Source organism: Microbacterium sp. LB12 (genome assembly GCF_037150835.1).
Classification (GTDB): domain Bacteria; phylum Actinomycetota; class Actinomycetes; order Actinomycetales; family Microbacteriaceae; genus Microbacterium.
Map to the genome: position 1 here is coordinate 412,473 of NZ_JBBCPF010000001.1, position 15,672 is coordinate 428,144.

Here is a 15,672-nt window from a genome sequence, read left to right on the forward strand (position 1 = left end):
GACGCGAGGGGCGTCCGCGACGCGTCAGACCCGGTCGCGCAGGGCTGCTCCGAGCGCGGCATCCACGTTCGTCCAGTACTGGAAGAAGCGCTCGCGGATCGCGTCGATCGTGATGCTGCGTCCCTGACCGGTCAGGGTCTCCAGGAAGCGGGCGCGCTGCTCCGCGTCGAACACCTCGCGGTACAGGGTGCCGGCCTGTCCGAAGTCGTCATCCTCGGCGTGCAGCGACGCCGCCGAGCGGGTGAGCTCGCCGTCGGCCTGCCAGTTCGCCTCGACGCCCTTCGCGGGATCCGCCTCGGGGCCGCCGGCCGGTCCGAACGAGTTCGGCTGGTAAGTGCGGTGGGCGGCGCTGTTGTGCTGGTACCGCATCGCACCCTCGTGCATGTAGTTGCGCGCCTCGGACGCGTGCGGCTGGTTCACCGGCAGCTGGTTGTAGTTCGCCCCGATGCGGTAGCGCTGCGCGTCGGCGTAGGCGAACACACGGCCCATGAGCATCTTGTCGGGCGAGATGCCCGTGCCGGGAACCTGGTTGCCCGGCGAGAACGCGGCCTGCTCGATCTCGCCGAAGAAGTTCTCCGGGTTGCGGTTCAGGGTCAGCGTGCCGACCTTGATGCGCGGATAGTCCTTCAGCGAGATGGTCTTGGTGAGGTCGAACGGGTTGAACCGGTAGGCCTTCGCCTCGTCGTACGGCATGATCTGCACGAACAGATCCCACGACGGGTGCTCGCCGCGTCCGATCGCCTCGAACAGGTCGCGGCGGTAGTGGTCGGCGTCCGACCCTGCGAGCCGTTCGGCCTCGTCGGCTCCCATCGCCTCGACACCCTGGTGCGAGACGAAATGGTACTTCACCCAGAACAGCTCGCCGTCGGCGTTCACCCACGAGTAGGTGTGCGAGCCGTAGCCGTTCATGTGCCGCCAGCTGCGCGGGAGTCCGCGGTCGCCCATGAGGTAGGTCACCTGGTGCGCGGTCTCGGGCGAGAGCGTCCAGAAGTCCCACTGCATGTCGGCATCGCGCAGACCGGAGTCGCCCAGGCGCTTCTGCGAGTGGATGAAGTCGGGGAACTTGATCGCGTCGCGCAGGAAGAACGTCGGGGTGTTGTTGCCGACGATGTCGAGGTTGCCCTCCTCGGAGTACATGCGCAGCGAGAAGCCGCGCACGTCGCGCCAGGTGTCGGGGGAGCCCTGTTCGCCGGCGACGGAGGAGAAGCGGATGAGCGCTTCGCTCGTCGCGCCCGGCTGGAACACGGCGGCGCGAGTGTACGCCGACACGTCTTCCGTGACGACGAACTCGCCGAACGCGCCGCCGCCCTTCGCGTGCGGGTTGCGCTCCGGCACCCGTTCCCGGTTGAACGCCGCGAGCTTCTCGACCAGGTGCTGGTCGTGCAGGACCGTGGGGCCGTCGGCGCCGACCGTGAGCGAATGGGTGTCGCTCGCGATGGGAGCGCCGGACTGGGTGGTGGTGGCAGGTGTCGTCATGGTGTTTCTCCTTCTGCGCGCAGGCGCGACGAATACCCCCATCCGTGGAGGGGAGATCGCCGGGGGTGTTACTGCGCGGCGTTCTGGCAACTGGGGCACAGGCCCCAGAAGGTGACTTCGGCTGTCTGGACGGTGAATCCCCCCGCCGAGGACGGGGTGAGACACGGCGCTTCGCCGACGACGCAGTCCACATCGCCGACCGCACCGCAGGAGGTGCAGACGACGTGGTGGTGGTTGTCGCCGATGCGCCGTTCGTAGAGCGCCGCGGAGCCTGCCGGTTCGATCCGGCGGATGAGGCCCGCCGTCGTCAGGTCCGCGAGGATGTTGTGCACCGACTGGATCGACGTGGTCGGCAGCACGTCGGACACGGCGCGGAAGACCCGCTCCGCATCCGTATGGGCCATGGAGTCCAACGCCTCGAGAACGGCGACGCGGCCCGCGGTCGCGCGCAGCCCGGCGTCGCGAAGCGCCGAGTCGAGTGCTGTGTCCATGCCTCGACCCTAACCCGTTCTTTTGAGTAACTCAAAAGAACGGCGTGTCGATGGCCCCGCAGAGTGCAGATACGTCCCGCTGGAGGCATCTGGCGGGACGTTTCTGCACTCTGCAAGGGGGGTTTCGGGGTTCGTAGCGGGTGCCCGGTGGGTACGTAGGCGTCGCGGTGCGGTACGGAACCGCTATCCCGGGCGTGTCGAGTCTCCTCGGTTCCGTTCGTCATCGCGCCGGAGACCCGGGTCAGTACTGCTCGCACGGGCGAGAGTGGAACACATGAAGTCGTACCCCAAACGGTTTCGCTCCCAGGGCATTGTTCGGGAGTGCGGCCCCCTCCGCATTCCCGAGCCAGTCCCCGCACCCGAACCCGAACCGAAAGCACTGGTCTGATGCCTGTCCGTCTCCCTGCGAAGCTCGTTGCCGCCGCGGCGATCGTCGTGGCCGCGCTGCTGCCCGCTTTGGTCGCCCCACCGGCCTCGGCCGCCACGATCGAGGGGGCCATCACTTCGGTCACCACGACCGAGCGCGTGGTCGCACAGAACGATCGGGTCGAGTTCTCGTGCACGTGGGCGGTGCCCGATCATTCGCAGCCGGGCGACCAGTTCACCCTCCAGCTGCCCGCGCAGCTGCGCTGGAACCGCACGGTCGCCACGGACTTCTCCCTGCGCAGCCCTGCCCCCGAGAACGCCGAGGTCGCCACGGCCCACGTCGACGGCAACGGACTCATCACCTTCACGCTCACCGACTTCGTCGCCAGCCACCCGCTCGACGTGCACGGCAGCTGCACGTTCTACACCGAGGTCACGTATGCGGGCGGCGAAGCCGAGACGATGCAGTTGAGCTTCGGCTCGATCGTCGTCCCGCTCGCCTACGACCCCGACGCCCACGCGTGCCCTTCCTGCGGCACGGAGGTGACCGTCGCCAAGAAGATGATGTGGTGGTCGGATGCGGCGCAGACCCGCCTCGACGTGTACATCCTCACGCCGAAGACGAAGACCGCAGGTCCCGTGACCATCGTCGACACCCCGGGCCCTGGCCTGCGTGCGAACTGCCCGATCCTCGAGGCGAACGTGAGCGACCGCTACTTCGAGGGCAACGGGATGGCTCTCGCCCCCTTCGACGATGTCACCCCGGACGTCGACTGTGCCGACGGCCAGGTCACCGTGCACTGGCCGTCGATCGAGGCCGGTCGGTACATCACGATCCACCTCACGATGTCGGTCACCGATCCCTCACTCAAGGAGTACGGCAACAGCGGCACGGTGACGATGAACGACGGCGAGGTCACCCCGATCAGTGTCGTCACCCAACGGCAGGCAGCCGGCGGCGACGGTGACGGAACCGGCGACACCCCGGACACGCCGAACACCCCCGATGTTCCCAGTACGCCGGACGTTCCCGCCACTCCGGATGTACCGAGCACTCCGAGCACATCCGTCACCCCGCAGGCCGCTGTGGCAGCCAGCGCGACGAACCTCGCCAGTACGGGTGCGGATGGACGTCCGCTCCTCGCCGCCGCGGCTCTGGCGCTGCTCACCACCTTCGCGGGCGGAATGCTCCTGACGCGCCGCCGCCCCCGCGCGAAGTAGTCCACGGGGTGCAGAAACGTCCCGCCGGAAGCGTCCGGCGGGACGTTTCTGCACTCCGCAGCGGGCTCAGGCCCAGTTCAGGACCCGCGTGCCGATCAGGGTGAGCCAGCGGGAGGGATGGCCCTCGGTCGAGTCGACGGGGAACCAGGTGCGTCCGGCCAGCGGTGCGCCCTGCAGCCAGGTGCCGTCGGGCTGCCGCTGTGCGCGCACCAGTGCCACGGCGTCCGCGATCCGCTCGTCGGGCCCCGTGCCCTCGACGAGCGAGACCGCGCGGAAGTGGTCGAGTGCGGCCAGGGCACTGTACCGATGCCGGTTCGGATACACGAAGCGCTCGACGAACGGTCCCACCCGTTCCCCGGTCGACTCCCGATAGAGCAGCCGACGCCGCAGCAGGTACTCCTCGCCCGAGTGCCGGGCCTCGCGCAGCGACGTGTCGCCGGTGGACTGCTCGTAGGAGAGCATGCCGCGCACCGCGTTGAGCGTGGAGTGGAACGAGGATCGCACGGAGTCGCCCTCCTCGGCCTCGCAGTTCCAGCCGCCGTCGTCGAGCCGGTGCTCCGGGAACCAGCGGGCGAGCTGCGAGACGTCGGCGCCCAGCCAGGCCCCGTTCGCGAGCGTGTACGCGTTGATGCACACGTCGACCTCGCCGCCCCAGTAGGGCAGATCGTCGTACTCCCAGCGGCTGTTGCGCGCGAGCCTCTCCGCAGTGTCGCCGAGCACCTCGGCATCGACGCCCCACTCCCGCAGGTCGTTCAGAGACCACGTCGTCGCGATCCACGGCTGCCCCGGTTCCTCCGCCTCCGGGCTGCCGAAGAACCCGGCCGGAAAGAACGCCCCGCCCGCCCACTGCCCGTCCGCGTCCTGATGGGCGAGGAGCTCCGCCCCGTAGCCTTCCTTCGCCACCCGTGCGCGCGTGGCCCGCCACACCTCCTCGGGCTCGTGCAGCAGGTCGCGCTCCACCTGCCACCGCACCGCGGGATCCGCGTCGAGCAGCCAGTCCCTGGTCTCCACCGTCATCGACATGCGGGCACCTTACGCTGTGCGGTCGCCCCGGACCAGGGGGTGGTCACGATCCGGCGGGGCCGTCCGCCGTCAGACGTCGAAGCTCGATCCGGCCCGGTCGGACGGGAGTGCGAGCAGGACGAGGAGGATGAGCCCTCCGACGGCGGGGATCAGCGCGAGAAGCGCGAGGCACCGGACTTGTCATGTCCGAATCCGAGAGCGGCGACACGGACACCGGTGGGCCAGATATGGCCGATCTTCGCGGTGAGGTGGGCAGGTCCGGAGTCGCTCCGCGAGCGTTACACGTAGGCCCGCCCACAGCCGGTGAGGGCGACATTTCGTCCGTGGACAGCCTTCGTCGCGTGTGGCGGCATCGCAGGAGCGATCGTTCTCACGGCGTCGTCGACTTTAGCGGCGGTGACGGGGCGAGGCTTCGCCGGGGTGAGTGGACACATGTGTTCCCTCGGGGGAAGGGGGTGGTGGTCGATGCGCGGGGAACCCAGCGGGGCGGGGTACCCGTCGATGCCGATCTCCGCCACCGGCTCCCAGTCGACGAATCGTTCGTTGCGGCCATCGTGCATCTCGGTCCATCCCTCCCGCATCGGGTGAGCGGCCGGAATCGGCGCGCTCCACGAGACAATCGCGGGTGGGAATGCGTGACGCGGTCGCCTCGACGTTCGTCAGTTGTCGCCCTCAGGAACGTACGTACCTGAGGCGCATGCGACGACATCCTTGCGCCCCCTCATACGTAGTCGAGCCCGTCGGGCGGGAGGGCATGACGCTACGGGCTGCGCGTGACGGGCACCTCTCCGGGCGGGGTGGGGCCGGATGCCGAAACCGTCGCGGGCCGCTCATTCGTGATCGAACTCGGGTGGCGTGCGGAAGGGCCACCGCCACGTACGGAAGCGTACCGGGCTACTGATCCCGGTCCGTCCGCGGTACGTAGGAACCGTCCTGTCCCTTCCGTGCACCACGCGGCACCTGCACACTCGAGCACGGAGCGTCGGCCCCCAGCCCACGCGCCAGCGAGTGCGGGTGGCTACCGGGGAGGTCGCCACCCACACCCGATCGATTCCCCAGCACATCCCCAGTACGCGGGAATCCCGCCCCCATGCGTGGCCTCTACCACCATGGGGGCTTCTGGCTTCTTGCGGCCTGCATGCTCCTGGCGCAGGTGAAGCGGGCGCGACGGAGCAGCTGGCTTGGGGCGGGCGGTGCGCACGCAGGTGGGTCGCGCTGCGGGTGCAGCGGGACCCACCTGTGCGGGTTCGATCAGGCCTGCGTACGGCGACGGCGCACGAGGACGATGCCGAGGAGGATCAGCGCGAGGGCGGCGAGGCCGGTGCTCCCGATGATCCCGCCCGTCAGGGCGAGGGTGGTCGGACCGTCGAACGGTGCGGGTGCCGCGCCCTTCGGGGTCTTCGCGTGCCACTGATCGGCGTCCTGCACTGCCGTGCCGGACTTCACTCCGATGCCGGTGACGGCTGCCTCGTCGGCGTGCGTCGTGGCGGCGTCCATTCCGGGCACCTGGCCCGTGCACTCGAAGCTCGCGCCGATCTCGAACGGTCCGTCCCACGTGACGCCCGTCGCCGGGCCCCCGAGCGGGGAGAAGTCGCAGTCCAGATCGGTCATCGCCGGACCTGTGAGGGTCGTGTCGGTGACGTGGATCTTCGTGAGCGCCTCGTTTCCGGTGTTCGTGATCGTCATGGTGATCGCGGTCGCCTTCCCGGCCTCCACGGCCTTGCCGGGAGCGGTGTCGAAGTCGCCCGCGACGAGCCCGTCCGCCGTCGACCACTTCTCGATGTCGATCGCGGGGATGAGCGCGATGTAGCCGGCATCGATGGTGCGGTTGATGAACGGCGCGGTCACGCCGTCGGAGGCCTCGGACGGGGTCACGTTGACCGCGTCCTCGTCCAGGTGGATGAGCATGGTGCGACCCGTGGTCACGTCGGCGTCGGAGTCGACCGTCGCGTCGGAACCCTGCGCGGACAGCGTCCGCTGATAGCCGGGCACGTCACCGAACTCGAGGACGTAGTCCCCGGCCGGCAGGCGGTCGAAGTGGTAGAAACCGTGCGAGTCGGTCGTGGTGCGGGCGATCTCGGTGGTGCCGTCGGCACCGTAGAGGATCACCGGCACACCGGCGATCGGAACCTCACCGGCGTCCTGGATGCCGTTGCCGTTCGTGTCGATCCACGTGTAGTCGCCGATCGCGTAGACCGGGATGGAGACGTAGCCCGCGTCGATCGTGCGGTTGATGTACGGCGCGTTCACTCCGTCCGATGCCTTCGACGCGGTGACGTTGTCCGCTCCCTTGTCGAGGTGCACGACGGCGGTACGGCCCGTCGTCTGGTCGGCGTTCGAGTCGACGGTCGTGTCCGTCCCCTGCGTGGCAAGGGTGCGGGTGTAGCCGTCCACGTCACCGAACTGCAGCGAGTAGTCACCGGCTTCGAGGTTGTCGAAGTGGTAGTAACCCGACGCGTCGGTGGTCGTGCGAGTGATCTCGGTGCCGTCCGCGTCGAACAGGATCACGACGACCCCGGCGATCGGCTGCTCACCGTCGTCCTGGATGCCGTTCTTGTTCGCGTCGATCCACGTGTAGTCGCCGATCGCGTAGAGGGTCTCTGCCGTGGCGAACCACGGGTCCTCGTCGGTGACGACCGTGCCGGTGGCGACGCCCGTGCCGGTCACGGTGGCGTTGTCGCCGTGGGTGGTGTCGGAGGCGAGCCCCGGGACGGTGCCGGTGCACTCGAAGCTCTTGCCGACCTCGAGAGGCCCGGCCCACTCGGTGCCGGTCTTCGGACCGCCCAGTGCGGAGAAGTCGCAGTCCAGGTCGGTCAGCGCCGGCCCGTTCAGCGTGTCATCGGTGACCTTCACGTCGCGCAGCGCCTCAACGCCGGTGTTCGTGATGGTCATCGTGATCGCCGTCGGGGACTTCGCCTTCACGGCCTTGCCCGGAGCGGTGTCGAAGTCACCGGCGGGGAAACCGTCGGTGGTCGACCACTTCTCGATCGAGATCGCGGGTTCGGTCGGCTCGGCCATCCTGTCGACGACCCAGGGCGCCTCGGCGGCGAGCATCGGGGATCCGTCGCCTGCCTGCACGGAGTCCAGGGCGATGCGGTTCCAGGTGCGCTCTCCACCCAGGATGGGGGAGCCGTCGGCGAGCGTGGTCGGGGTGGCCATGGTCCACTCCAGGTCGACGAACTCGCCGCCGCTGAAGACCTTCGAGCCGAAGTCGAACCGCACGGAGCGGATCTGCGACCAATCGGTCACCTGGTCGGCGGTCTGCCAGGACGAGTCCTGCTGGCCGTTGCAGGAGAACGATGCGGAGTGCTCGTCGGAGTTGTCCATCTCGGGACGGCACGGGTCGGCCTTGACCGAGTACGTGATCGTCAGCGAGTCAGGGCTCGGGTTCGCGATCGGGCCCGTCATCGTCGGGGTCCACTCGTTGCCCTTGCCCGGAGGGTTCTGGGCGTAGCGGCCGTTCGTCACACCGTGGTTGCCGGGCTGCGGCAGCAGGTCGTAGGCGACGAGGTTCTTCAGGTCGCGGTTGCCGAGGTTGCCCAGGCGCACCTGGTACGACACGGTGCCGCCGGGGGTCGAGGTGCCGACCTCGTCCTTCATGCCCTTCTTTTCGGCGGAGTCGAACCAGTGACCGTTGTCCTGGTCGCCGGCGACCTTCTTCTCGATCCAGGCGGCCGCGGTGTCAGCGACCGCGAAGTCGGCGCCGTAGCGAACAGCCCACTCGGTGGTGTCGCCGTCGCCGTCGCCGTCGTAGAGGTCGTTGTCCCACGCCCACGGGGACGCGGGGATGCGCACGTCGCGATCGAAGATCTGCACCAGGTTGCCCTTGTAGCTCGGCACCAGCGAGTCCCCGCCGTAGACGCCCGACGCCACGCCCGGGTTTACCGTCGTGTCGTACTGGTAGTTACAGGGAGTCCCGTACATCGGGACGATGATCCCCTTGTCGCCGGTGTAGGTCCATCGCACCGTGTTGCGCGGACCCGTCGTGAACGGAGTACCGTGCGTCTGGTTCCACTCCGGCAGCACGTCTTCGGTGAACTCCGACGCAGCAGGGCAGTAGGTGTCGTTGTCCGCATCCGCCCGGAACGAGCCCGGAACGAAAGCCACCTGGTTCGGGATGCTGTCATACAGCACCGGCATCAGTGCAGTGGGACTTCCGTCGCGGTTCATGACGGAGATCGTCCAGCTGATGGTGCCGCCAGGGCCCACCGCTCCCTGATCCGCAGCCTTGCTGACTGAGGGCGACGGGAGGTCGACCGGAGAGACTTCGATCGTCGCGCACTCCTGCTTCTCATCATCAGCACCAGCCGTGGAGAATGTGGCGCAGTTCTTGATTGTCGTGTCGTCGCCGATCACCGACCAGTCGCCCACGTCATAGATGTAGAGGCTGACGGCCGCGCCCACGTCAACCTGCTTGAACGTTGCCGTCACGCTCGTCAGCCGGGGACCGCCCGACGGCACGGGGATGCTCGAGCCATCGAAAGGCAGGACGCCGCTGGATGAGCCGTCCGCATAGTGAAGCTCGATCGTGCTGCCCGTCTTCACGTTGAAGCTGTAGTACCCGCCGTCCACAGACGTCACGTCGAGACCGTCCGGAATCGAATCCGTCATAGTGATGTCGGCGTTCGTGTTGCCGTAGTTCGTCGACCTGAGCTCCCAGTGCTGCACCTGGTCGCTGACCAGCGGGGTGCCGATCTTGCTGGAGCTGGTGTTGTAGTCGGGCGCATCGACGCGCACGGTGACCGGAGAAGAAGACGAGACTGTCTGCGAGTCCTTCGATCCCAGCGGGGTTCCCATCGCGGTCGCGGTGTTCACATAGGTCGACTCGCCACCATCGACAGGAGCGGGGTACGTCACCGTCACCTGGGCGTTGTCGCTGTTGCCCAGGGCGGCGAAGTGCCACGTCACCGTGTGCGTGGCCGGGTCGTACACGCCTCCGCCGTTCGAGCTGACGTATGCGGCTTCAGCGGGCAGCGGGTCGGTCAGGGTCACATTCGTCATGCTCAACACGCCATGTTCCGGGTTGCCCCGGTCCGGGTAGTCATACCCCACATACATCGTGTACGTGTAGTTCTGATCCGGCTGCGTGGTTGCGGCTCCGGTCTTCGTCAGCGTCAGCGTGCTGTCGGCCTCGAGCTTGATCGTCGCGGTTCGCGTCACATCCGGAACCCCGGGCTGCGACACCGTCATCGTCGTCGTCTGATCCCCGGGAGGAGTCGAGTAGTTCTCCGTCGGCCACGACACGGTGAGCTGCGAGACGAGCCCGGCCGCAGTGGCGCTGTAGACGATGTCGATCGTGCCGTCGTCGTTCGTGGTTACCGAGGTCACTCCCGGTGCATAGGGCTTGGTCACGACGCCCTTCACGCCGGCCTTGACAGCGTCCGGCTTGGTGAAGTGCAGGGTGACGTCGGTGCACTCGGCGGGGTCGGAGCAGCTGAGCTGGGCCTCGTAGACGAGGGCGTCACCGGAGTACACCGTGGAGTTCTTCGCGGTCAGCGCGGTCGCCAGCATGCTGTCGTTGGCGGCGAAAGCGGCTGCCGGGTTCAAGAGGCCGACAAGGAGCGCGAGCGCTGCCGTGAGGGCGAGCGCGAAACGCGACTTCGGTAGGGGTTTCCTGCGGGACATCATTGCTCGCAATCGGGTTCGGGTTCGGAAAAGGGAGTTCGGGGGGCGACGACCGCCTAGACGTTCGTCTCACTCATAGTGACTTTTGGCCAGGCCACTTCCCGGGGTGCGCAGCGACGTCTACGTACGGGGTGAGGCGGGTGACGTACCCGCCGCGAAAGGGGCGCGAGGGGGAGCGGCTCGACTACGTGGTGACACCGAGTCCCGTCAGGGGAGGTCGAAGTCTCAGGGTGAGCGACGTCTCGAGGTGCGGTCGGCGGCGACGCGAGGGCATGCCGGCGGGGCTGCGACCTCATGCTCGAGCGAAGCGGGGTGCATGGAGAGAATCAGCATGCTCCCCGCTTCGACCCGAACTGCTCGATGCTTCGAACCCGATCGGACCACCGAGCAGTGCAACGCTAAGCGGGTCGAGATACTCGTCCGTGCCCGACAACTGGCGAATACGAACCCGGCGACCCCGGCATACGTACCGTCCGGCTCAGCGCTCGTGCAGCGGCGTGAATCCTGCGCTCGCCGTGGTCCCGCGGGGGAGCTGCAGTTGAATCGTGCCGGTCGTGTGCGATGACGGCGACATCAGTCCGCTGTTCGCGAGGCCCGCGCGGATCAGCAGCACGGTGCGCAGGGGTGCTCCGGTGGTCGCGGCCACCTGCTCGGGCGTCAGCGACGACAGCCCGGCGGCATCGGCTCCGGCGGCTTCCGCATCGATCACCGCGACGACCTCGTCGATCGAGACCCGAAAGCGTCTCAGCCCTGCCGCATTGCCGCTCCAGCCGGCGGCGTCGAGGGCGGCGGCGACCCACACGTCGCGCGTCGAGTACTCGTGGAAGGGCATCGCGCGGCCTATCGGTTGGCCTCGAACTCCAGGTACTCCCGGAGCTGGCTGCGCCGTTCGGTTCCGGTCTTGCGCATGAGTCGATGCAGGTGCGTCTCGACCGTCCGCACCGAGAGGGTCAGCGCGTCGGCGATCTGCTGATTCGTCATCCCGGATGCGGCCATGCTCGCGACCTCCCGCTCGCGTGTGGTGAGGTCGACGACCACGGTCTTGAACCGTGCGATGTCGTACTCGTCCGAGGCGAGCCCTTCGCGCAGCGCCTCGAACCGCTCACGTGCGCGATCCGCGCCCGCCTGGTCGCCATCCTGGGCGAGCGCATCGGCCGCGGTGCGGAAGGCGATCATCGCCATCCCCGTCCGCTCGCGCAGGGCGAGCTCTTCGCCCGCCGCCACCATCTGCTGCGGGTCGCCCGAGGCCACCGAGGTCGCGAACAGGTAGTGCGTCTTGACCAGATCGGAGGGCACCTGCTCGACGCGCTCGGCGACCACCGCCAGCTTCTTCGGCGTGGGGGCGAGCTCGATGCTCACGAGGCTCGCGAGCATCGACGCGACCCGTCCGCCGCGCTCCCAGAGCTGTTCGGCCATGTCGTCGAGCACGTCGCCGGCGCGCTGGTAGTCGCCGGCGCCGGCGGCGATCTGCGCCGAGGGGTATCCTCGCGCCGTTCCCAACCAGGGGCCGTCCGGCAGCGGATTCCGTTCGAAGTCCGCGACGCGTTGCAGCACGAGACGCTTGTTCCCCCGCCGTGAGGCGATCACGGCCGAGGTGATGTCGAACGCGAGCTGGGTGAACGGCGGCTCATGGAAGGGCTCGCCGATCGCATACATGGTGTCGAGCACCCGTTCGACCTCGCCGTACTGTCCGTCGAGCACGTTGGTCGCGACCGACAGGTAGCCGTGCGCGCGCATCGCGATCGGATCGAACCGTTCGCGTGCCTCGTCCATTCCTCGGGCAGCCTCGTCCGCCGCGCGTCGGAGGCGGCCGTCGGAGATGTCGTTCAATCCCGCGATGATCGCCGACACCGGATCGAGCGGTGCCTGCGTCTCGCTGCGGATCGCGGCGATGTGTGCGCGGGACTCGGTGATCTCGCCGCGCACGGTCAGCACCGAGGCATGCGCGCGGTGCAGCGCTACGCGTTCGGGGCTGGAGAAGTGGTCGTCGATCGCGGGGAGCGTGCTCAGATCGCCGTTGCCGAGCAGTGCATCCTCGATCTCGACAGCGCGCGCGAGCAGGATCGCGCCGATCGTTCCCATGGTGGCCGCCGTGTCTCGGAGGTGGGTCACCGCGCGACGGCCGTCCAGATGCTCGAAGGCGATGTGGTCGGCCTGCAGGATGTGCCACTCCACGAGCAGCGTCGCGTCGGCGGGGAGGTCGGTCGAGGCGGCCGGCACGTCGTCGATCTCCTCGACCTGACCGGCGGAGGCGACGAGGGCGCGCACGTAGTCGACGGCGGCCTTCCGCGAGCGCGCGCGGTTCCATTCCGCACGCGTGATGAGCAGTCGTGCCCTCCGCTGTTCGTGCACGAACCGTACGAACCCGGCCATCTGGCCGGCCGAATCGTGGCTCACCTCGATGTCGTCGACGGTCGCCGGCATCAGGTCGTCCTGCAGTGCACGCGTCAGTCGCAGTCGCCTGGCGGGGTGGGACACGTGGCGGAAGTACTCCACCACGAGCGGAGGTTTGACGTTGACGAGGAACCTGCCGCCGGTCGCGTACAGTTCCAAAAGCGACTGCTTCTCGAGTTCCTCCAGCCGTGCGGCCGGGATGAGGGGCTCGACCGCCGAGAGGTCGACGATCCCGAGCAGGGAAAGCGTCTCGAGGGTGTCCCGCTGCTCCGGCGTCAGGTGCTCGAGCAGGGACTCGACCATGGTCACGAGCCCGTTCGACCACAGGTCGCGAGTGGCGACCCAGGAGCCGTCGCGCATCTCCAGACGGTGCTCGCGTACGGCCGTGTCGACCAGCGCGAACGCAAGTCCCACGTTGCCGCCGGTCTTCGCATACACGCGGGACAGGGCGGACGGCTCGATCGGGCCCCCGAGTCGTGCGGTGACCGCGTCGTCCAACTCGTCGTAGCGGAACGAGGGGAGGTCGACGGTGTAGGTCAGCGCCATGGACGCCGCGGCCAGCCCGCCCGGGGTGTGTCGGGCGTCGGCGCTCTTGATCCGGGTGATCACGACGGGCACGCCGTGGCGTCGCTGCACGGCGGTGACGACACCCCAGGTGGCATCGTCGAGGTCGTTCCAGTCGTCGATGAAGATCGCTCCGCGCTCCTGGCGCATCCGGTCCACGATCTCGTCGACCGATGCCGCGATCGCCGACGGTCGTCCCTCGCGTGCGGCCGAGACCCCGGCGATCGACAGCGCGACCAGCGGGTAGCTCTTGAAGGCGGGCACCCCGTTGATGGTGAGCACGAACCAGTTCTCGTTCAGGAAGTGGTTGCGCAGTCGTTCCCAGAGGGTGGTGCGGCCGGCGCCGCGATCCCCGACGATGTCGACGCTGCCCCCGCTGCCGATGATGCTCGTTGCCTGTGTGAAGAACACGTCCCTGCTGTGAACCATGTTGCCCCTCGTCATCGAACGTCGACGCGCACTACTGGGCATGGTACGACCACGAACTGGTGCGTGAACAGGGGTTGATGCTGCGTGCCGCCATTCAGTGCTCTGCTTCCACGAGCTGCCAGGTCACACCGAAACGGTCGAGAACCGTGCAGGAGAACAGCCCGGTGCCTGGGTTCACCGTCGGCACACGGTTCCCCTCTTCCAGAAGCACATCCTGCGCCTGCTGGATCTGCGCGACCGATCCCTCGACGAGCAGGGCGACGCGCGGACCGGTCTTCACGACGTCGTGCCCGAGGCTGTCGGAGAGATGCACGCTCCCGCCGCCGAAGGACAGCACGGCGCTCGCGATGCGGTCCTCCATGCCCGGCGGGGTCGCGATGTGGGCCTCTGGGTAGGTGCTCATGCTCTGCACGTCGGCGTTGAACGCCGAGACGTAGAGGTCGATGGCCTGCCGGCAGTCGCCGGCGTAGATGAGGTGGGGGGTGATGCTCACTGTTCGCGTCCGCTCGTTCCTGGATTTGCGGGTTTCGGGGCCGGCACACAGTCGGCTTGGGGAGGGGACTCCCGCGCTCTGAAGGGAGAAGAGCGCGGGAGCCGACGCGCTCCGGGGGGATGAGCGCACCTGTCGAGGCATCGGAGGTGGCGATGTCCCGTCGATGCACCTCGAAGAGGAGTGAGGCGCTGTGCCGAGGGTCGCATCCCGGCTCACACGTGGAGCATGGTGCGGGCGAAGCGTACGTGGAGGCGGGGGTGATCGGTAGAGGACGAGGGGCCGTGTACGTGTCGCTTTTGGGGCGACGTACGCGGCAGCCGGCACTCAGGGTCCTTCGAGCACGCGCATCGGGCGGTCGCGGCAGGCATACGGAGCCGTGTGGTGCGGGACTCGTAGTTCGTGGCGTCGACTACGCAAAATGACGGCTCGGGTGCGTCGTCGGCTCGCACGGCCGTGACGATGAAGAGGTGGTCGGCTGGCACCGACCCATTCCTGACAGCGGAGCAACTCCGCTGCGCGCAGCGGTCGGTCTCCTGAGGGGGGCCTCGGGCGGAGCCGGCCGCTGCGACTCTCCGAATCGGCGACGCCGCGGCTCAGACGAAGCGGATGGTCTGCTGCAGGCGGGTGCGCACGTCGAACAGCTCGTTGCCGCCGATCGCGCGAGCGCCCGGCACGCCCTGGCGCAGCACCATCGCGAGCGCGCTGCGGCGCACCACGACGACCGGCACGCCGCGGCTGCTTCCGAGCGGGGTCACCGCCTGGGCGAGGTCGTCGTCGGGGAGCACGATGATCGCCCCGCCGAACTTCACGCGTGCCGAGCGTGCCACGGATCGCATGCGCGCGAGTGCGGCGGTGACGGGTGCCCGTGTACCCACGCTCGGTCCGGTGATGTCGCCACGGCGGAAGCCCACCACGCCGCCGAAGTCCTCCGACATCACGCCGTACAGCCCGGACGGGCTCAGCACCACGTGGTCGAGCTTGTCGTCGGCGTCGGGGCTGATCGACACGTCGTGCCACACCGTGAAGCCCATGCCGAGGTCGGACACGGTGCGGGCCGTGGCCTCTTCGGCGAGGGCGTCTGCGAGCAGGCGGCGCAGATCCCGTGGCGCCGAGCGCACGAGCGCGGGGTCGTAGGGGTCGGGTACCTCGACGCCGCGGCCGGCCCATTCGCGGATGAGCGTCAGGTACCGCTCCCGCCGCCAGCCGCCGGGGTGGCCGTAGGAGCGGGCGCGAGGTCGGGTGTCGGTGCGGGCGGCCTGCGGACGCCAGCCGCTCCAGGCGCTGTCGGTGGCGGTGCCCGCGCTCGCGGCGGTGCCGGTGCCGGTGCGGCGGTCGTAGGCAGCGCGGCCCTCGGGCGTGCCGATCAGCTCCCAGGCGAGCTGCACCTGCACGAAGACGGCCGCGTCACCGCCCGTGTCGGGGTGTGTCTGCCGGAGTCGGAGCCGGTAGGCGCGGCGCAGCTCGACATCGTCGACCGTGGGGTCGACCTCGAGGATCTCGTAGGCCGAGGCCGAGAGCGGACTGTCGAACATCGCTCTCCTTCCGCGACCGCGGCATCCAGAATATCCGTCGGTGCTTGTGTGTAGGCCG

Annotated in this window: 9 protein-coding genes; 1 reads left to right on the forward strand and 8 read right to left on the reverse strand. The window is 68.6% G+C overall.

What is annotated here, in order from left to right; genetic code table 11:
- Positions 1-24: 24 nt before the first annotated feature.
- Entirely contained in the window at positions 25-1,476 is a 1,452-nt protein-coding gene (locus WFM69_RS02020; protein WP_337001135.1) for a catalase, read from the reverse strand.
- A 68-nt stretch (positions 1,477-1,544) separates the two neighbouring features.
- Positions 1,545-1,967, reverse strand: a complete 423-nt coding sequence (locus WFM69_RS02025) for a Fur family transcriptional regulator (RefSeq protein ID WP_337001137.1) — start codon at positions 1,965-1,967, stop codon at positions 1,545-1,547.
- Between the two features lie 387 nt (positions 1,968-2,354).
- On the opposite strand from WFM69_RS02025, the gene WFM69_RS02030 reads away from it, so the two are divergent.
- Positions 2,355-3,554: an Ig-like domain-containing protein gene (locus tag WFM69_RS02030; RefSeq protein WP_337001139.1), complete on the forward strand. Its 1,200-nt coding sequence runs from the start codon at positions 2,355-2,357 to the stop codon at positions 3,552-3,554.
- Positions 3,555-3,620: 66 nt separating this feature from the next.
- Here the strand turns inward: WFM69_RS02030 and WFM69_RS02035 are convergent, their stop codons facing one another.
- The 6 genes from WFM69_RS02035 to WFM69_RS02060 form a co-directional block, all read right to left on the reverse strand.
- A complete protein-coding gene (locus WFM69_RS02035) occupies positions 3,621-4,577 on the reverse strand; it encodes a squalene cyclase (protein WP_337001141.1) in 957 nt (318 codons plus the stop codon).
- Between the two features lie 1,251 nt (positions 4,578-5,828).
- Positions 5,829-10,205 carry an SdrD B-like domain-containing protein gene (locus WFM69_RS02040; RefSeq protein ID WP_337001143.1) on the reverse strand — a complete coding sequence of 1,459 codons (4,377 nt, stop codon included), beginning with the start codon at positions 10,203-10,205 and terminating at the stop codon, positions 5,829-5,831.
- A 475-nt stretch (positions 10,206-10,680) separates the two neighbouring features.
- Positions 10,681-11,034: a hypothetical protein gene (locus WFM69_RS02045; RefSeq protein WP_337001145.1), complete on the reverse strand. Its 354-nt coding sequence runs from the start codon at positions 11,032-11,034 to the stop codon at positions 10,681-10,683.
- Positions 11,035-11,042: 8 nt separating this feature from the next.
- Positions 11,043-13,589 (reverse strand): response regulator transcription factor, encoded by a 2,547-nt coding sequence (locus WFM69_RS02050; RefSeq protein WP_337001147.1) that lies wholly within the window; start codon positions 13,587-13,589, stop codon positions 11,043-11,045.
- Between the two features lie 94 nt (positions 13,590-13,683).
- Positions 13,684-14,082, reverse strand: coding sequence for a VOC family protein (locus tag WFM69_RS02055; protein ID WP_337001149.1), 399 nt, complete (start codon positions 14,080-14,082; stop codon positions 13,684-13,686).
- 593 nt (positions 14,083-14,675) lie between these two features.
- Entirely contained in the window at positions 14,676-15,614 is a 939-nt protein-coding gene (locus WFM69_RS02060; protein WP_337001151.1) for a DnaJ domain-containing protein, read from the reverse strand.
- Positions 15,615-15,672 lie beyond the last annotated feature (58 nt).